The sequence below is a fragment of the Anaeromicrobium sediminis genome (assembly GCF_002270055.1).
Taxonomy (GTDB): domain Bacteria; phylum Bacillota; class Clostridia; order Peptostreptococcales; family Thermotaleaceae; genus Anaeromicrobium; species Anaeromicrobium sediminis.
In genome coordinates this window covers 235,264-252,547 of record NZ_NIBG01000001.1, presented here as the reverse complement: position 1 = coordinate 252,547, position 17,284 = coordinate 235,264, and the positions used below count along the sequence as shown (strand labels likewise).

Below are 17,284 nucleotides of genomic sequence, written 5' to 3'. Positions count from 1 at the left end.
TATATTTTAATTTATGTTAGCAATAATGGAAAAAATAATTTTATAACTAATAGGAAGTGATGTTATGGCATTAAAAAAATCTATAATAGTATTTATTATATTATTAATGGGTTCTATTGCTATTACTAATTATAATGGTGATGCAAACTCTCAAGTATATGGATCTGAAGATTCCTGTAAATCACTGAAAGAAAGGTTAAAAAGTTTGGAACCAGCAATTCCACAAAATATGGATGATCCACCATTCTTTGAATATCCATTACCCAGGAAAGTTTATTCCATTACAGAAGTAATTGAAAAAGGTCATGAGTTAAATTTACGATTAGCATATAATAACCCTAAATGGGAGCGACAAGCATATAAAGAGTATTGGTATAGTAAATATGGCCGTTGGAGTTATGTTCCAATTAGGATTCATTATGCAATGCACAGATTGTTTACAACATATACCACCGCATCAGTAAATTATGATTTTGTTCACGAGTTAGGAATAACAGAAGAAAGTCATAAATTTCCTGTATTGGATAATCCTTTGACTTTTATTCGTACAGTAGTTATGAAATCAAAAGTTTTGAAAATCATTACATACGGTAACCAAGTTATCATAATTGCAAAACCTCAAAGGTATGGTTTGCAGGTCTATGATATTCCAACTAAGCAAATTAATCCCATCAATTCAAAAGAACCGATTTTATTCCAATTAGTGACGGAACAAGGTGATGAAATTGATTACGAACTTATAGATTATGTTTATAAACCTTTCTTTTAGGATTTGCATTATGGCACCTATACGGTTTTTATACATTCATCTAGATTATAGAATATAGTGTAAATATAATAAATTATAAACCGATAAATATGAGGTCCTATGGTTAATGATAAGTAATAAGTCTAATTATACTAGATAGGTTATAAAAAAGATTAATTTAGAAATTAAATTTTTGAATTAATCTTTTTTATTTAAAAGTGAATATACAAATATTTACAAAATGAAAGGAGTTGAGTTAGGAATTTAGAATATTATATTTAATATGTTTATATTTTATACTGATTAAAAATTCTATAAGATAATATGCACAAGAGAAACTTAAAAGATAAATGGTAAGGTGGGATAAGAGTGGAGGAGAGAGTATATGAAATAAATAAGAAATTTGATTATAGAAAGGTTCTTATAGGTATAGGGGTTTGTAGTTTTATTATAATTTTATTTAAAATTGATTATGACGATAAATTACCATTAATAATAATGTTGTTAGGAATAGTATCTAATGTTATTAACTATCATGTGAAAGAGATAGTTATAACAGATAAATATATAGGATTAAAAAGCAAAAGTACATCAGTACTGTCTACTATATATTGGGAAAACATAAAAAGAATAGAGATTGATGAAATTATAGATATAAGGAGATTAGTTTATAAAAGACCTGTTATTACCATATACTATAAGGGATTGGTAGGGGATGAATATGAGAGTTTTGAAGAATCCTATTCTCTTTATGGTATGTTAGACTTAAAAGAGTTTGTAATAAAAATAAAAGATTATTGTGAACATAAAAGAGTATGTTTAGATATTTATATTGATTTAGATTAATAGTAGGGAAAGGTTGTAATAATATATGAAGATAACTTATGATACTACTAAAGAAGATTACTGGAATTTTAATAAGTATGTTAAGTATAATAATTTCAGAACTAAGATGACCATTATATTGGCAATTATATTAGTACCTATTACAATATATATTTCTTTAGGAGCTATTACAAATTCCAAGATATATTCATTAGTTTGTGCAGTTATCTCATTTGGAATTATTTATTACATAATGGTTCACGGTACTAGAAAAAGGGCATTCAAATTTGCAGAAGATGAAGGGGGGATATTGGGAAAACACACCATAGAAGTAAGTGAAGAAGGAATCACAGAGAAAACCTACTACTGTAGTAGGTTTCATATATGGAATAGTGTAAAAAATATAGAAATGACAGAGGAGTATATTTTCATATTTTTAAGTGAAATACAAGCATATCCCATACCTAAAAGAGCTTTTAAAACAGAAAATGAAGCTGTTAAATTTTATAATTTTCTAATAAGACATTTTCAAGAAAAGAATAATATAGATTAGAACCTTAAAGCTATTAGGGTTCTTTTTTATTAGAAAAACTGGATTAGGAACGTATGTTTGTGATAATATATTATTATGGAGATGGAAGGTGATAATATAAGTATGAAAGATAAATTTAAAGATAATTGTAAGGCATTTGATTCTTTTATAGAAATATATACACCAAAGGAATTTAACTTTAAAGAATGCTTAGTATATTTAAATAGATCAGATTTAGAATGCACGCATAAAGTAAGAGATAAAAAAGTATATAAGTTAATAAAAATAGAAGACAATAAAACTTTAGTAGAGATTAGCCATAATGATGGGATAATGAAAGTGAAGTTTTTAAACCATATACCAAATAAGATTATTAAAGAAAAAATAGGTTTACATGTTTGGAATATGTTTGATCTGTCCACTAATCTAACTAGCTTCTATGAGTCAGTGGGAGAAAATTTTATTTTAAGTAAATTAATGGACAAGTATTATGGTTTAAGGATTATTAAGATTAACAATTTATTTGAATGTCTATGTTGGGCCATAATTGGGCAACAGATAAATTTGAAATTTGCTTATACATTGAAAAAGAGGATTGTGGAGAAATACGGAGAAAGTGTAACTTATGAAAATGAGGAATATTGGCTTTTTCCTAAAGTTAAAGTTATAGCTAATCTTAAGGTTGAACATTTAAAAGAATTACAATTTACTATTAGAAAAGCTGAATATGTTATAGATGTTGCAAAATTATTTTTAAATAAGGAATTTGAAAAAGAAATATTAAAAAACAATTTATCCTATAATGAATTATTCAAAAAGCTAATAAGTATTAGAGGCATTGGTAGTTGGACTGCTGATTATGCCATAATGAAAAGTTTTTCTATAAATTGTGCCTTTCCCATAAAAGATGTGGGTATTCAGAATGCATTAAAAAATATTTTAGGACTTGAAAAAAAGCCAGAACTTGAAGAAATAGAATTAATGGCGGAAAATTGGAAAGATTGGGAGTCCTATGCTACTTTTTATTTATGGAGGTCTTTGTATGATTAAAGAATATTATAGTTATTATGAATCAGAATTAGGGACTGTAGAAATAATTACTTCAGATGATAGTGTGTTGTCTATTATGTTTGTGGAAGAAAAAAAAGAAGAGACAGAAAAACCGGAAATATTAAAAGAAGCATTAGTACAAATAAAAGAGTACTTTGAAGGTAATAGGAAAGAATTTCATTTAAAAATAGACTTTGTGGGAACTGATTTTCAAAAGAAGGTGTGGAATGAACTATTAAATATTCCCTATGGACAAGTTGTGTCTTACAAGGATATAGCTGTTAGAATAGGAAATGAAAAGGCAGTAAGAGCTGTAGGAACTACTAATGGAAAGAACAAGATTAGTATAGTAGTACCTTGTCATAGGGTAATAGGATCTAATGGAAAACTTACTGGTTATGCAGGTGGTGTACATAGGAAAGATTGGTTATTAAACCATGAAAAGAAAAGTTCTAACTAATAGATAATAAAGGGGTGATAGTCATTAGATACGAGGGAGTAATATATAGACCTCCAAGTGAGTTTGATAGTCTAATAATTCAAGCAACTATAGGATGTCCCCATAATAAATGTAGTTTTTGTAATATGTACAAAGATAGAAAGTTTAAGATAAGAAGTATAAACCATATAAAGAAGGATTTAGAGTATGCTAAAGATATATACGGAGAAGAATTAGAAAAAATATTCTTTAGTGATGGAAATACTATTTTAATGAAGACTAAAGATCTATTAGATATATTAAGTTATGCCAAGTCATTATTTCCAAATTTAAAAAGGGCCACCATGTATGGATCTGCACAATATATTAATTTAAAATCTTTAGAGGAATTAAAAGAACTAAGAAATCATGGATTAACTAGAATACATTGTGGTATGGAATCTGGAGATGATGAAGTTTTAGGTAAAATACATAAGGGTTACACAGGAAATGAAATGATCAAAGCTGGAAAGTTAATAAAGAATGCTGGCATAGAACTAAGCCTATACTATATTGTAGGTTTAGGAGGAAGAGAGTTATTCTCAAACCATGCTATTAATAGTGCTAAGGTCATTAATGAAATAAAACCTGACTTTGTGAGACTCAGAACACTAATGCCTAGGATGGGAACCGAATTATATGAAGAATATAAAAGAGGCGATTTTCAGTTGTTAAATCCTCATGAGGCTCTAGAAGAAACTAAGGTACTTATTAATAATATAAATGAAATAAATACATGCTTAGTTAGTGATCATATATCTAATTATTGGAATATAGAAGGTTTGTTATTAAGAGATAAAAAATCTATGATAGAAGAAATAGACTATGCACTATCGCTGGATTCCTCTAATTTTAGGAATCCAGAATCGGGAAGTCTTTAAGGGGTTGGAGTTGAGAATAGAAAATACTACAGATATGAAACTCACCTATGAACTAAATAGTTTAATGGATTTATTAAATATAATATAAGAAAGTAACATGGAAACATGCTACTTTCTTATATTTAATCCAATTATAAATAGATAAGGCACGCTTAAAAAGCGTGCCTTGTTTTACTCTTCACTCTACTTTTCTTTTGTAACTAATCTTATGTATAAGACTAATGAGGGTGTCATTTGTATATAAGAATTAAATCTACAACATAGTGAGAAATATAGCTTAGTTATGATAATGAGAATATATAGTAAGAATGCTAGCAGTAATAGAGGTGTATGTTACTATGGCTGCAAGATCTATGGTTAGATTAATTGTTATATTTAGCATAGCTTCTTCACCACCTAATTAGAAATATACGAAGTAGAGGAAAGCGCTTATTAATATAAGTATCTCCTATAGATGGTAAAAATATACTTTTATAAGAATAAAATAATATAAGGGTAGAAGGGACGAGGAAAAAAATGGTAAAATATACGAGTGGTAAAATATTTTAAAATAACTCATAATAAAAAGTGACAAAATACACTTTTTGTGCTAAGATATTTACCATAATATATTTTGAATTCTAAATATTAACACAATGAGGGGAGGAACATCTATTGTCCAAAGTAATAAAAGCAATATTAACAGGAATTTTGTTTATTAGTGAATATATATTTACGGCTATTATATATCCTAATATTCAAGAAGCATTTGCAATGCAACAAGCTGATAATCCAGATATTGCTTTTGAGGGACTTCAATTTTTCCAATTAGTTCATACTTATGAATGGATAATAATAATCCTGTTATTAGGCCTTATATGGTCAAAGGAGATTAGAGGTACACTTAGAAGGATGGGTTGAATATTCACTTAAGGGGGAGATGTAATGAAAGAAGGTATTAAAATACCAAAGCCACAAATCAAAAAACCTGATTTTAAGAAATTAGGAAACAAAAAAGTTATGCTAATAGTAGTGGCTGTAGTAGTAATATTTATGGCTTTTAATGTATTTAAGAGACCTTATGATAAACCAGAGATAGTAACTATAAAGTCGAATGAAACGGCTTTCTTAGTTCCAGTAGTTGGAGATATGGAAAATCAAAAGAAATTCCTAAGCGAAGATGATATGCGTAATCAATTAGTAACAGAAAAAGATATTAAGATACCTCATTATTGGTTACAAACGGGAAGACTACCAGGACAAGGAGAATGGAGAGGTAAGGCTAGATTATTAGTTATAGATAGGACTCCAGTAACTAGGGAATGGGTAAATGGACCAGGTGGAACTAACCAGGATGCAGATGAAGCTATAAAAGTAGAAGCTAAAGATAGTATAACTTTCTATAGTGGAATGAACTGTACTGCCATGATAAAAGAAAATGATGCGGTTCAATATAGATATAATTATGGAGAAAGACCTCTAGAAGCTATAATGGATACGGAGATTAGACCTATGGTAGAAGCACTATATGCTGAGATCGCAGGAACTATGCCATATGAAGGGGTTATATCTAATAAGGACCAAATAATAAGCTACATAAGAAATGGTAGACAAGAAATGGCCGCTATACCTGAGAGTAAGGCTGAATATGATGCTAATGGAAATTTAATTAAGCCATTTGAACCAGCGAGGCCAGCTAAAAAATCTGTAAAGGGTGTAATTTCATATTTTAAGGAAAGAGGTATCACAATAAGTGTACTAGGTATGAAGGGTGGTTTAACTCCTGAAAATGCTGAAATACAAAAGGCCATAGATGAAAAATTTAAAGCAGAGAAGGACTATCAAACTCAACAGGCTATAAACAAACGTAATGTGGAACAATCACAATCAGAAGCGCAAGCTAAACTTGAAGCACAAAGGGCGTTAAATGAAATGAAAGTAGAACAGGCAACAGCTGACGCTAAGGCTGTTAAGATAAAGGCATCTGTAATAGATCAAGAGCTTAAGTTAAAGCGTATGGAAGTAATGCTTATGGAAGCAGAGGCAAAACTTGAAAGAGCTAAAAGATGGAATGGAGAATACCCAGACACTTTAGTGACAGATGCGAAAAATGCTAATATGTTCCTAGGACTACCAGGACTTACTGGTAAGGATAGTGGAACACAACAATAATATAAAAGGACAGTTTAAAAGCTGTCCTTTTATATTTCATTTATTTAATAAACTTTTCTAAACTATAAATTAAAATTAAAAGGCCTAAAGACATGAAAGCCTCTTCAAATTGTTGCTTAGAATTTTCCTTCTTAACTTTCTTTATTATTCCCTTTACTAATGACAAGGCAAAGTGAAAAAACATGGCTAGTTTAACAAATAAAATGATAAAAGAAATTATGTCCATTAATCTGGTCTCCTTATTTGGGTGGGATTTATTTTCTAAACTCTATTTCTGATTTGTTTAATTTCTACTATTGATAGAGGGATCATTATAACTGATAATACTACAGTTATAGCCGTTATATATGAACTATCAATTAGAAAATATAAGAACACACTAAAATAAAATAATATTTTAATCATCTTTTTATACTTCATGAAAAAATTTAACATTAATACACCTCTTTTGTAAAATATTTGTCCATATTACAAGTATATATAATGAAGGTACTTATTTAAAGGAGTTTAGAAAAAAATATTATTATGACAAAAAATGACAACATAAAGGAAATATTTTATTTAAAATAGATTATATAAATTGACGATTGGAGAAGAGACAATGAAGAGGATAATTAAAAGTATTTTAGATTGGATAGTATATATGGGCATTTGGTTTTTAATAGGCCATATAATAGAGAAATATTTCCACATAAGTGGAGTTAGATTATACCAAGTTAGGTTGCTAGTCATGGGAGTTATATTAATAGGAATAGCTAGTATAGAGTATATAAGAAAGGGAGGATTAAGGGACAAAGCTTCTATAACAGGATTGGGCGTATCATATATAATTATGGCAGTTATTAATATAGATATAATAAATGTCTTAGGCTATATATTAGTCATAGGACTATTAGGATATAGTATTTATTTCATACATAATGAAATATCTATGTGGAGGAAGAGGAATGTTTAAAAATAGAAAGATAATGATAGGGGTTATATTAATAGGTGTAATAGGCGTATCCTATTTGATTATACAGCACATGAAAATATACAAAAATCTTTTAAATCATAGAGCTAGAGATATACAAAATGAATATTACCTTAAAAATAGATTATATAGAACAATGGAAGAAATCACAGCTGAGATTTTAATAAATACTAATATTAATGAAAGAATGGAAAAAGACATTGGTTATGCCATAGACACATGCAAAGAAAGTAATAGATTAAGGAGCTTTAATGTTTACGGTCTAAATAATATAAAGAGGGAAGTAGATTTAAGGGAATATACTTGGTTTACTGAAAGGTTTCTAGAAAATTATAGGGATGGATATATACCTATGACTGATGAAAATAGAAATGCCATAGGGAATATGAATAAAATATATAAGAAATTAAATGATATAAACTACAAATACGAACCCTTCATACGTAATACTTTATTGGAAGATTTAATATATAGTGAAGATGTAAGTAATGCTATAAATGAGATGAATACCTATATTCGCAATTATCCTAGAGAAGATTATGACTACTCAACAGATATAAAAAGAGAAAAAAGAAGGATGCCGCCTGTAGAACACGTATATGGAAAGGTATTTCTCTCTGAAGAAGAACTTATAATTAAAGCAAAGAAATTTATGGAAGGCTTAGATACTACAAATAATATACATACTAGTGGTGGTGGAGAATCAAGATATGGACATGAAGATATATTCATAGGAGATATAAGGTTTAGATGTGATAGTGGATATAAAATAGAATTGTATAAGAGAAGTGGAAAAGTTCAAAGAGTAGAAGATGACAATTGGGATCATATAGAAGAAGATATAAAAAAGTATAGAAATTATGACATAAATATATCTATAGAGAAAGCAAAAAAATATATAGTAAGTTTTTTGGAAGAGAGAGGATTCAAAAACTTACAGGTAACAAAGTCTAATATAAGGGGAAGAATTCTAGAATTAAATTTAAGTAGAAAAACAGATAACTATATAAATTTAGCAGCCACCATAGAAGTGGAGTTAGACCTTGGTAACAAAGGAAAGATAATAAAAATGGATTTTGAAGATTATTGGATAGGTATGGCTTTAAAAGACAATAAATATGATGAAGTATTTAGAAATTACGAAGGAGCTAAAAACTTAATAGACTTTAATATGGAAATAAAAGATCAAATATTAACTGGACATAGGGATAGAACAGAAGAATTGTTTTTCAAATGGAGATTTACTGGGGATTTAAATGATACTAGTTACTATATATATGTAGATTCATTAAATAAGGATGTAGAAGTTGAAAGAGCTGTTGAATAATAATTATGAAATCAGAAATAATATTATATAAATAATCTGTAGGAACTGTTCATAGGAGGCAGTGGAAAATGTCTGAGGGTAAAAATATTGATTTCAAATGTAGAGATTTTAACTTGAAAGTATTAAAAGGAGATAACTTTTTAATACTTGGTACAGGATTAAAAAAGGATAATATGAGGTTAAAGTTCATAGGCGCATTTAAGAGTTCTTACGAGGATGGGGAATTTTTAAATGAAGAGAAAATATATCATATTATTAAGAGTAGACTATCAAAAACAAAAGAAATTTAAAGGTTATGATTAATTATAATGATTAAAATTTAAATACTATTAAAAAAAGTATTTGATACTAATTGAAAAGAGTGTATAATTTAAAAGGTAGATATTAAAATTGCACATTTAACTGTGCAATTTTTTAGCGTATATGAAATTCATAAACCGAGAGGAGGAAGCTATACAAGAAAGTTTGTATGGCATAAGTAAATTTGATTACAGTAACTGGTATAGGATTAAGATTTGGAGATAAAAAATTATTTGATGATGTAAATGTGAAATTTACTCCAGGCAATTGTTATGGAGTTATAGGGGCAAACGGAGCGGGAAAATCTACTTTTTTAAAGATATTATCAGGAGAGATAGAACCTAATGAGGGAAATGTATCTATTACTCCAGGTGAAAGACTTGCTGTTTTAAAGCAAAATCACTTTGAGTTTGATGAATTTGAAGTGTTAAATACAGTTATAATGGGCCATAAGAGATTACATGAAATAATGGAAGAAAAAAATGCCCTATATATGAAAGAAGATTTTACAGAAGAAGATGGAATAAAAGCATCTGAATTAGAAGGTGAATTTGCAGAATTAGATGGATGGGAAGCAGAAGTAAATGCTGAAAAATTATTAATGGGATTAGGTATTGGAAAAGACTTACATTCTAAAAGAATGAACGAGTTAAAGGGAAATGAAAAGGTTAAGGTTTTATTGGCTCAGGCATTATTTGGTGAGCCAGATATCCTTTTACTAGATGAACCTACTAACCACTTAGACTTTAGAGCTATTAACTGGTTAGAAGAATTCTTAATAACTTATGAAAAGACAGTTATAGTAGTATCCCATGATAGACACTTCTTAAACAAAGTATGTACTCATATGTTGGATATTGACTTTGGTAAAGCTAAGTTATTTGTTGGAAACTATGATTTCTGGTATGAATCAAGTCAATTAGCTTTAAGATTAATGAAAGAACAAAACAAAAAGAAAGAAGAAAAGATTAAAGAATTACAAGCATTTATTGCAAGATTTAGTTCTAATGCTTCAAAGGCTAAGCAAGCCACTTCTAGAAAGAAACTTTTAGATAAGATTACAGTAGATGATATTCAACCATCCTCAAGAAGGTATCCTTTTGTTGGATTTACACCAGAGAGGGAAGCTGGTAAGGATATTCTTATGGTAGATGGAATTAGTAAAACTATAGATGGAGTTAAAGTATTAAACAATGTAAGCTTTACTGTAAGTAAGGGTGATAAGATAATAATACTTGGAAGAAATGAAATTGCCAAGACCACTTTATTTAAAATATTAATGGGTGAAATAGAGCCAGATGAAGGAACTTTCAAGTGGGGAGTAACTATAACAAAGGATCATTTACCTAAAGATAATAGCTCTTATTTTGAGGGATTAAACTTAAACCTAATAGACTGGTTAAGACAATATTCAGAAGAAAAATCAGAAACTTTTATAAGAGGATTCTTAGGAAAGATGTTGTTCTCAGGAGAAGAACCTCTTAAGATGTGTAACGTATTATCTGGAGGAGAAAAGGTAAGATGTATGTTCTCAAAGCTTATGTTATCAGGAGCTAATATGCTACTTTTAGATCAGCCTACAAATCACTTAGACCTAGAATCTATTCAAGCTGTTAATAATGGACTTGTTGCTTTCAAAGGAACTATGTTATTTACATCTCATGACCATAAGTTTATTGAAACTATATCTAATAGGGTAATAGAAATTACACCAAAGGGTGTATTTGACAAAGAAATAGACTTTGATGACTTCTTAGAAGATGATGAAATTCAAAACAATATAGATAAAATGTATGAATAGATAAAATGGGTGATTTAATTAAATCACCCACTTTACTTATAAAGAAGTTATTTTGTAGTACTTATAGTCTTATGTATCTCCTTGTAAAATTCATTTATTTTTTCAGTGTTATTTAAAAGGTCTAAAGCCTTAAGGGCTGGACTAGATGTATCTCCACCAGCACAAGAGCCTATGGCTTCTAACCATGCTTTTGTAATTTCAGTAGCTAATTCTTCATATGTTTTACTCATAATACTTCCTCCCATGTTATAAATTTCATATTAGGAATATTATATCATCAAATGGCCCTACATTTTATACATATAGTATAAAAATTTTGAATATAGTTAATAATAGGAATAAAAGTAAGAAAGTGGGGATAAATTTATGTATAATAAATATGAAGAAGAATTAAAACAAATAGAACAAATAAATAAAATATTTTCTCAAATATCCGATGGCTTTAATGAATTAGATAGTGCTATAAATAGTCTATCTAAAAGACTGGAAACCTTAGAGGAAAAATCAGATGACTTGATGGAACAATACGGTGAATTAATAAATAAATATCATAAAAATTAATATTAAAAATATGCATATTAAGAGCAGTTTGAAAACTGGTCTTTTTTTATTTTATAAAAAATTGACTAGGATGTAATTTATTGCTAATATCAAAGGTAATAGCCAAATTATATAAATAGATTATGTGAAAGAAGGAGAAATTTTGGACAAATGCACTATGGATTGGATAAAAACTTTCATACTAGCTACTGTATTAGCTCTAATTATATCTGTATTTATCAGGCCAACTTTAGTAAAAGGAAATTCCATGGATCCAAGTTTTTATAATAATGACTACTTACTTATAAATGAAATTCCCTATACATTAATGGAACCTGAAAGGGGAGATGTGGTAATTTTTAAAACCTTTATTATGACATCTACAGGTAAGGTTAAGAACTTGATAAAACGAGTTATAGGGGTAAGTGGAGATTTAGTAGAGATAAGAAATGGAAAAACTTATGTTAATGGAGAAGAAATTAATGAAAACTACATTAAAGATAATTATGTAGGTAAGGATTTAAAGATAAGAGTTCCTGCAGATAAGATTTTTGTAATGGGAGATAATAGGGAAATTAGTTTAGATAGTAGAAAATTAGGTCCTATAAAAAAAGATAAAATAAAGGGAAAAGTATTTTTTAGAATATATCCCTTCAATAAATTGGGAATTATTAAATAAAGGATAAGATAGATTTTAATCTATTTTATCCTTTATACATTATTATAAAATATGTTTTCAAGTGAAATACTAGTATGTAGTAAGTAGGCTTAAAAACTTTAAACCTTAAGGAGGTTGAAGAATGAGAAAAAAAGAGATAAAGGGAAGTTATGCTATGGATTTCATGAAAATTTCCATAAGTATACTACTAATAATGGTATTGAGCTTAACCGCATGCGGTCTAAAGGAAGGTCCTATTGATAAAGAAGAAGAAGATATGGCTTTAAACTATGAGATAGAGAAGAAGGAACTTAGTTTAGAAAAAAATATTAAGTTGTATTACCCTGAACTTAAAAGTACCTCTACAGAAATGAAATTTGATAAAGTAAACGAAGACTTTAAAAATGCTATAGAGCCTTATTCTAATAAGGAAGTATATTCGCATGTAAATATTGACTATGAGGTTACTAAAAAAAATAATAAGGTCATAAGTGTATTATATGATGGAAAAGGAAAGATGATTAATATAGGGGAAATAAAGATTAAGACTAGCGTAACTTTTGATCTGGAAGCAAATGAAGAGATAACTTCTTACAATGTTTTTAAAAAGGATGAAGAATCTCAAAAAAAAGTAAAGGATATAATCAATGAGAAAGCTAAAGCTCAAAACATTGACAATGTGGAAGCAGAGGGAATGAATCTATATTTAAGAGATAATTATATAATTTTATTTTACATGCCTTTAAGTGATACAGCCAAGGAGTTTGTAGAAATTAAAATAGAAATTAATGAAATAAAAGATTATATAGATCCTAAATTTAAAGAGAAAATTTAAATGTAGAGGGCACAATGAAGAATAATACTTTATTGTGCCCTCTACATTTAATATGGAGTATATAATGTTGGAAATAATTTCAAACTAATACTATAATTAAGGTGGAGGTGAATTATATATGTTACTAAATAATAAGACCGGTTTATTTAATGAGGCAAGAAAGGCTAAATATTTACCTAATTTAATTGTTGCCATACTATTAGGAATAGGATTCTTCATAGTAGGCCAATTTCTAGGCGTAGGAGTATCAATATTAATATCTTTAAGCAAAATAAATTTTACTAATGTAAGTGCATTCGTAACACAATTAATTATAATGTTTTCTTTAATTAGTGTATGCGTATTTTTTTGGGTGAAATTCATAGAAAAAAGAAAAATATCTACCTTGGGATTTTATAAAAGAAATGCCTTTAAGAATTATATGAGAGGATTCTTTATAGGATTAATATTATTTTCCATTGTAACCTTCATTTTGCTTGTAACAGGAAATGCCATACTAGATAAAAATTTTCATGGAAAAGTGGGAGTAGCAGCTATAGGAAGTGTTTTGTTGGTCTTACCTGCATGGGTAGTTCAAAGTGCCACAGAAGAGATTTTAACAAGGGGATGGCTTATGAATATAATAGGAGCTAGATACAGTGCTGGGTTAGGACTTATAGTATCTTCTATGCTTTTTTCCTTAGCTCATTTTTTCAATCCAAATGTAAATATGATAGCCTTAATGAATATTGTATTAGTAGGTCTATTATTTGGACTTTATGTTATAAAATATAAGGAATTATGGGGTGCATGTGGCATTCATGCCTCGTGGAACTGGGCACAGGGAAATATTTATGGATTTGAAGTTAGTGGTAATCAAGTAGATACGGGAACTTTGTTTAAGTTAGAATCTGTGGGCTCTAACTGGATAACAGGAGGAAGTTTTGGACCAGAGGCTGGAATCGTGTCCACATTAATTTTAATGGTAGGTATTTATGTATTATTAAGACTAATAAAAAAGGAAGCACAAAAACCCATTTAAAAATCAAATGGGTTTTTTGTGTATATGTTATTACATTTTTCTAAAGACACCCTTAACAAGTCCTAATATTTTAACATCATTACATATTATAGGTTCCATAGTGTGGTTTTCTGGTTGTAATCTGATATAATCACTTTCCTTAAAAAACCTTTTTACAGTAGCTTCATCTTCTAGCATAGCCACCACAATATCTCCGTTAGATGCAGTTTGCTGTTGCTTAATAAGAACATAATCCCCATCTAGAATTCCTGCTTCAATCATACTAGTTCCTTTAATAGTTAACATAAAATACTTATTGTCATCCACGAAGTTTTTAGGAACTGGAAAGGAATCTTCAACATTTTGCACGGCTAATATGGGAGCCCCTGCAGTAACCTTACCTACTATAGGTACATTTATTATGGCAGTAGTATTTAGTAGCATATCATCTTCCGTATCTAATATTTCTATAGCCCTTGGTTTAGTAGGGTCCTTACGAATATAACCTTTCTTCTCCAATTTAGATAAGTGATTATGTACAGTGGAAGTTGATTTTAAACCTACTGCCACACAAATTTCTCTTACTGAAGGTGGATAGCCCTTTTCACTTACTGTATATTTTAAAAAATCAAGTATTTTTCTTTGTTGATTAGTTAATTCATCTTTCATACGATTACCCCTCAATTCTCCAAATATAAGTTCTTGTAACTATTATAGCACATATTTTGAAAAATAATCAAACATTTGTTCTAAAAAACTCTTTACTACGAACGAATGTTCTGGTAAAATAAAAAACATAAAGAGAACACATGTTTGGAGGGAGTTTAGTGTTAGAATTCATACTAAAATATAAAAAGGAAAATACTATAATATTAATCATATTAATAGCGGGAATATTTTTATGCTCAACTGTATATGGAGTTAATAATACTCCTCTAAAAGAGAAAGGAAATTACATAGAAATTTATATAGAAAAGGGCGATACTATATGGACTATAGCAAAAAAATTTACTTCTAAGGAAGATGACATACGTAAAACAGTACACATCATAGGTGAAATTAATAATTTAAACTCATGGGATATATATCCTGGGCAAAGTATAAAAGTTCCAGCAAAATAAAAAGAATGTGGATTATAGTCCACATTCTTTTTATTTTATATTATTCTTCTAACCATTCAAATTGCTTCACAATTTGTCTCTTAGAATCTTTTTTATGAGCTGCATAGAGTTGAGTGGTGGTTACATTGTCATGATCTAATAAATTTTGAACATCATATATGGAAAATCCATTTTGTATTAATGACGTGGCAGCTGTCGCCCTTAACTTATGGGGACTATAACCATTGTCCTTGGTAGTTCCTAAGGCTATAGCCGTATATTTTTTTACTAATTGTCTTATGGCCCGTTGAGTCATCCTAGTTTTTTGCAAAGATAGAAATAGGGCATCTTTATGTTGTTCTAGTATTTGAGAATCTTCAGCACGTTCCTTTTCAATGTATTCCATAATTACTTTCTCTACAGATTTATTAAGAGGCATATTAACTTCTTTTCCTCTTTTTCTGTATATTTTAAAATCACCCCTACTAAAGTTAAAGGAAGATAGGTTTAATTGTTGTAACTCCTTTAACCTTAATCCATAGGTTACAAATAGAATTAATATGGCTTTATCCCTCAATTTAGTCTTTTCCCAGTAAATCATTTCCTTGTCCGTTAGTCCTATTCCCGTTTCAACTGCATCTAACATTCTTGCTACTTCATCTATTTCTAATCGTTTTATAGCATCAGGCTGAGGTTTAGGTAGTCTTATGGGATTAAATCCATCGGTGATGTTATTATCCATTATTTCATCTCTATATAAGAATTTAAATAATACGGCAATGGAAGATTTTTTTCTAGCCAATGCCCTATTATGATTTTCCATGACTACAGTAGAGGTTTCACTTCTAATAATATATCTAGTACAATAATCTCCTAAGAACCTATTTATATCTTTTGCCTTCAATTTATTAAAATCTTCCCTGGAAATAGATATGGTATCCTCAGCATTAGTATGATTAGTTTCTTTCACTAAATACTTACAAAAGAATAATACATCTTGTAAGTAGGCATATCTACTAGATAGAGCTATACCATTTTTTAAATATATGAAAAAATCATCCATAAAATGAGGCAATTCTTTTTCTAATTCAATACATTTTTCTATTACAGAATTTTCTGTATGAACAATATTATAAGGTTTATCTGATTTATTATGTATTTTAAAATCCATATATGTGATCTTCCTCCATAAAATATAAGCTTTTTTAAAGTATAATATGTACTAGTCATATATGTCAAATGAAGTATTAATTTCCTATTGCCTTGGAAATAGTGGCATTTCATCATTTTTCTCCCTATAACATAATTATGTTTTAGATTATTACATAAATGGGTAAAAATAAGAACAAATAGACAAGAAATATGGAGGTTTTCAATGAAATATAAAAGCATTAAGATAGGAGAATTTGTAGATAGGCCCAATAGATTTATTTCCCATGTGGCAATAGATGGGGAAATAGAAACTGTTCATGTGAAAAACACAGGAAGATGTAGGGAAATTTTAGAAAATGGAGTAAGGGCAATTCTAGAAAAAGCAGAAAATCCTAATAGAAAGACAAAATATTCCCTAGTAGCTGCCTATAAGGAAAATAAGACATTGATAAATATAGATTCTCAAATTACAAATAAGGTAATATATGAAGCTTTGGATGAAAATAAAGTGGAGGAATTACAAGACTTAGATTATGTAAAAAGAGAAGCAAAGAAGGGAAATTCTAGATTTGATTTGTACTATGAAAAGGGTAATTCAAAGGGATATGTGGAAATTAAAAGTGTTACTTTAGAAAAGGATGGAATGAGTATGTTTCCTGACGCTCCAACCGAGAGAGGACGAAAACATGTTTATGAATTAATAGATCTTTTAGATGAAGGATATGAAAATTATATTTTATTTTTAATACAAATAGAGGATATAAAGAAATTCACTCCTAATGTGGAAATGGATCCTAAATTTTCAGAAGCTCTAAAGATTGCAAAGGATAAAGGAGTAAACATATTGGCCTACAATTGTATTGTAAAAGAAGATGAACTTATAATTAATGATAAAGTAGAAGTATTAATGTAGGTAAATTATAAGTTCTTACA

The 17,284-nt window shown here is 28.8% G+C and carries 23 protein-coding genes; 18 read left to right on the top strand and 5 right to left on the bottom strand.

Annotation, left to right across the window (positions count from 1 at the left end):
- Positions 1-64 precede the first annotated feature (64 nt).
- The 8 genes from CCE28_RS01225 (at position 65) to CCE28_RS01190 (ending at position 6,665) form a co-directional block, all read left to right on the top strand.
- Positions 65-769, top strand: a complete 705-nt coding sequence (locus CCE28_RS01225; RefSeq protein ID WP_095130155.1) for a hypothetical protein — start codon at positions 65-67, stop codon at positions 767-769.
- Between the two features lie 348 nt (positions 770-1,117).
- Positions 1,118-1,594, top strand: coding sequence for a hypothetical protein (locus CCE28_RS01220; protein WP_095130153.1), 477 nt, complete (start codon positions 1,118-1,120; stop codon positions 1,592-1,594).
- A 25-nt stretch (positions 1,595-1,619) separates the two neighbouring features.
- The gene (locus CCE28_RS01215) at positions 1,620-2,126 is read left to right on the top strand and encodes a YcxB family protein (RefSeq protein WP_095130151.1); all 507 of its coding nucleotides are present in this window, start codon (positions 1,620-1,622) and stop codon (positions 2,124-2,126) included.
- A gap of 102 nt (positions 2,127-2,228) precedes the next feature.
- Positions 2,229-3,155 (top strand): DNA-3-methyladenine glycosylase family protein, encoded by a 927-nt coding sequence (locus tag CCE28_RS01210; RefSeq protein ID WP_095130149.1) that lies wholly within the window; start codon positions 2,229-2,231, stop codon positions 3,153-3,155.
- Complete coding sequence (locus tag CCE28_RS01205) at positions 3,148-3,615, top strand: methylated-DNA--[protein]-cysteine S-methyltransferase (RefSeq protein ID WP_095130148.1); 468 nt, start codon at positions 3,148-3,150, stop codon at positions 3,613-3,615. Before CCE28_RS01210 ends, CCE28_RS01205 begins: the two co-directional genes overlap by 8 nt.
- Positions 3,616-3,629: 14 nt before the next feature.
- A complete protein-coding gene (locus CCE28_RS01200) occupies positions 3,630-4,514 on the top strand; it encodes a radical SAM protein (RefSeq protein WP_330396793.1) in 885 nt (294 codons plus the stop codon).
- Positions 4,515-5,168: 654 nt separating this feature from the next.
- Positions 5,169-5,414, top strand: coding sequence for a hypothetical protein (locus CCE28_RS01195; RefSeq protein WP_095130145.1), 246 nt, complete (start codon positions 5,169-5,171; stop codon positions 5,412-5,414).
- Positions 5,415-5,438: 24 nt separating this feature from the next.
- Positions 5,439-6,665 (top strand): HlyD family secretion protein, encoded by a 1,227-nt coding sequence (locus tag CCE28_RS01190; protein ID WP_095130142.1) that lies wholly within the window; start codon positions 5,439-5,441, stop codon positions 6,663-6,665.
- Between the two features lie 40 nt (positions 6,666-6,705).
- Here CCE28_RS01190 and CCE28_RS01185 read toward each other — a convergent pair whose 3' ends face one another.
- Together CCE28_RS01185 and CCE28_RS21970 are read right to left on the bottom strand one after the other, a co-directional pair.
- Entirely contained in the window at positions 6,706-6,891 is a 186-nt protein-coding gene (locus tag CCE28_RS01185) for a hypothetical protein (protein WP_095130140.1), read from the bottom strand.
- Between the two features lie 35 nt (positions 6,892-6,926).
- Complete coding sequence (locus CCE28_RS21970) at positions 6,927-7,100, bottom strand: hypothetical protein (protein WP_176461586.1); 174 nt, start codon at positions 7,098-7,100, stop codon at positions 6,927-6,929.
- 166 nt (positions 7,101-7,266) lie between these two features.
- Between CCE28_RS21970 and CCE28_RS01180 the strand changes: the two genes are divergently transcribed.
- The 4 genes from CCE28_RS01180 (at position 7,267) to CCE28_RS01165 (ending at position 11,066) form a co-directional block, all read left to right on the top strand.
- Complete coding sequence (locus tag CCE28_RS01180) at positions 7,267-7,620, top strand: hypothetical protein (RefSeq protein WP_095130138.1); 354 nt, start codon at positions 7,267-7,269, stop codon at positions 7,618-7,620.
- Entirely contained in the window at positions 7,613-8,965 is a 1,353-nt protein-coding gene (locus tag CCE28_RS01175; protein WP_095130136.1) for a hypothetical protein, read from the top strand. Before CCE28_RS01180 ends, CCE28_RS01175 begins: the two co-directional genes overlap by 8 nt.
- Positions 8,966-9,033: 68 nt before the next feature.
- Positions 9,034-9,255: a hypothetical protein gene (locus tag CCE28_RS01170; RefSeq protein WP_095130134.1), complete on the top strand. Its 222-nt coding sequence runs from the start codon at positions 9,034-9,036 to the stop codon at positions 9,253-9,255.
- 194 nt (positions 9,256-9,449) lie between these two features.
- Positions 9,450-11,066 carry an ABC-F family ATP-binding cassette domain-containing protein gene (locus tag CCE28_RS01165; protein WP_095130131.1) on the top strand — a complete coding sequence of 539 codons (1,617 nt, stop codon included), beginning with the start codon at positions 9,450-9,452 and terminating at the stop codon, positions 11,064-11,066.
- 47 nt (positions 11,067-11,113) lie between these two features.
- On the opposite strand, the gene CCE28_RS01160 is transcribed toward CCE28_RS01165, so the two are convergent.
- Positions 11,114-11,296: a hypothetical protein gene (locus CCE28_RS01160; protein ID WP_095130129.1), complete on the bottom strand. Its 183-nt coding sequence runs from the start codon at positions 11,294-11,296 to the stop codon at positions 11,114-11,116.
- 136 nt (positions 11,297-11,432) lie between these two features.
- Between CCE28_RS01160 and CCE28_RS01155 the strand changes: the two genes are divergently transcribed.
- The 4 genes from CCE28_RS01155 to CCE28_RS01140 all read left to right on the top strand — a co-directional run bounded on the left by CCE28_RS01155 (position 11,433) and on the right by CCE28_RS01140 (position 14,120).
- Positions 11,433-11,627 (top strand): hypothetical protein, encoded by a 195-nt coding sequence (locus CCE28_RS01155; protein ID WP_095130127.1) that lies wholly within the window; start codon positions 11,433-11,435, stop codon positions 11,625-11,627.
- A 157-nt stretch (positions 11,628-11,784) separates the two neighbouring features.
- Positions 11,785-12,285, top strand: a complete 501-nt coding sequence (gene lepB / locus CCE28_RS01150; RefSeq protein WP_095130125.1) for a signal peptidase I — start codon at positions 11,785-11,787, stop codon at positions 12,283-12,285.
- A 121-nt stretch (positions 12,286-12,406) separates the two neighbouring features.
- Positions 12,407-13,099 carry a hypothetical protein gene (locus CCE28_RS01145; RefSeq protein WP_095130123.1) on the top strand — a complete coding sequence of 231 codons (693 nt, stop codon included), beginning with the start codon at positions 12,407-12,409 and terminating at the stop codon, positions 13,097-13,099.
- A gap of 118 nt (positions 13,100-13,217) precedes the next feature.
- Positions 13,218-14,120 carry a CPBP family intramembrane glutamic endopeptidase gene (locus CCE28_RS01140; RefSeq protein ID WP_095130121.1) on the top strand — a complete coding sequence of 301 codons (903 nt, stop codon included), beginning with the start codon at positions 13,218-13,220 and terminating at the stop codon, positions 14,118-14,120.
- 30 nt (positions 14,121-14,150) lie between these two features.
- Here CCE28_RS01140 and lexA read toward each other — a convergent pair whose 3' ends face one another.
- Positions 14,151-14,768 (bottom strand): transcriptional repressor LexA, encoded by a 618-nt coding sequence (lexA, locus tag CCE28_RS01135; RefSeq protein ID WP_095130119.1) that lies wholly within the window; start codon positions 14,766-14,768, stop codon positions 14,151-14,153.
- Positions 14,769-14,926: 158 nt separating this feature from the next.
- Here lexA and yneA point away from each other — a divergent pair, with 158 nt between their 5' ends.
- Positions 14,927-15,220 (top strand): cell division suppressor protein YneA, encoded by a 294-nt coding sequence (yneA, locus tag CCE28_RS01130; RefSeq protein ID WP_176461585.1) that lies wholly within the window; start codon positions 14,927-14,929, stop codon positions 15,218-15,220.
- 40 nt (positions 15,221-15,260) lie between these two features.
- On the opposite strand, the gene CCE28_RS01125 is transcribed toward yneA, so the two are convergent.
- Positions 15,261-16,370, bottom strand: coding sequence for a tyrosine-type recombinase/integrase (locus CCE28_RS01125; RefSeq protein WP_095130115.1), 1,110 nt, complete (start codon positions 16,368-16,370; stop codon positions 15,261-15,263).
- 204 nt (positions 16,371-16,574) lie between these two features.
- On the opposite strand from CCE28_RS01125, the gene sfsA reads away from it, so the two are divergent.
- Complete coding sequence (sfsA, locus tag CCE28_RS01120; RefSeq protein WP_095130113.1) at positions 16,575-17,264, top strand: DNA/RNA nuclease SfsA; 690 nt, start codon at positions 16,575-16,577, stop codon at positions 17,262-17,264.
- Positions 17,265-17,284: the final 20 nt, after the last annotated feature.

Excerpts from the sequence above, each read along its gene's own strand:
- CCE28_RS01225 (WP_095130155.1), top strand. The coding sequence starts at position 65 with ATGGCATTAAAAAAATCTATAATAGTATTTATTATATTATTAATGGGT.
- CCE28_RS01215 (WP_095130151.1), top strand. The coding sequence starts at position 1,620 with ATGAAGATAACTTATGATACTACTAAAGAAGATTACTGGAATTTTAAT.
- CCE28_RS01210 (WP_095130149.1), top strand. The coding sequence starts at position 2,229 with ATGAAAGATAAATTTAAAGATAATTGTAAGGCATTTGATTCTTTTATA.
- CCE28_RS01205 (WP_095130148.1), top strand. The coding sequence starts at position 3,148 with ATGATTAAAGAATATTATAGTTATTATGAATCAGAATTAGGGACTGTA.
- CCE28_RS01190 (WP_095130142.1), top strand. The coding sequence starts at position 5,439 with ATGAAAGAAGGTATTAAAATACCAAAGCCACAAATCAAAAAACCTGAT.
- CCE28_RS01185 (WP_095130140.1), bottom strand. The coding sequence starts at position 6,891 with ATGGACATAATTTCTTTTATCATTTTATTTGTTAAACTAGCCATGTTT.
- CCE28_RS21970 (WP_176461586.1), bottom strand. The coding sequence starts at position 7,100 with ATGTTAAATTTTTTCATGAAGTATAAAAAGATGATTAAAATATTATTT.
- CCE28_RS01180 (WP_095130138.1), top strand. The coding sequence starts at position 7,267 with ATGAAGAGGATAATTAAAAGTATTTTAGATTGGATAGTATATATGGGC.
- CCE28_RS01175 (WP_095130136.1), top strand. The coding sequence starts at position 7,613 with ATGTTTAAAAATAGAAAGATAATGATAGGGGTTATATTAATAGGTGTA.
- CCE28_RS01170 (WP_095130134.1), top strand. The coding sequence starts at position 9,034 with ATGTCTGAGGGTAAAAATATTGATTTCAAATGTAGAGATTTTAACTTG.
- CCE28_RS01160 (WP_095130129.1), bottom strand. The coding sequence starts at position 11,296 with ATGAGTAAAACATATGAAGAATTAGCTACTGAAATTACAAAAGCATGG.
- CCE28_RS01155 (WP_095130127.1), top strand. The coding sequence starts at position 11,433 with ATGTATAATAAATATGAAGAAGAATTAAAACAAATAGAACAAATAAAT.
- lepB (WP_095130125.1), top strand. The coding sequence starts at position 11,785 with ATGGATTGGATAAAAACTTTCATACTAGCTACTGTATTAGCTCTAATT.
- CCE28_RS01145 (WP_095130123.1), top strand. The coding sequence starts at position 12,407 with ATGAGAAAAAAAGAGATAAAGGGAAGTTATGCTATGGATTTCATGAAA.
- CCE28_RS01140 (WP_095130121.1), top strand. The coding sequence starts at position 13,218 with ATGTTACTAAATAATAAGACCGGTTTATTTAATGAGGCAAGAAAGGCT.
- lexA (WP_095130119.1), bottom strand. The coding sequence starts at position 14,768 with ATGAAAGATGAATTAACTAATCAACAAAGAAAAATACTTGATTTTTTA.
- CCE28_RS01125 (WP_095130115.1), bottom strand. The coding sequence starts at position 16,370 with ATGGATTTTAAAATACATAATAAATCAGATAAACCTTATAATATTGTT.
- sfsA (WP_095130113.1), top strand. The coding sequence starts at position 16,575 with ATGAAATATAAAAGCATTAAGATAGGAGAATTTGTAGATAGGCCCAAT.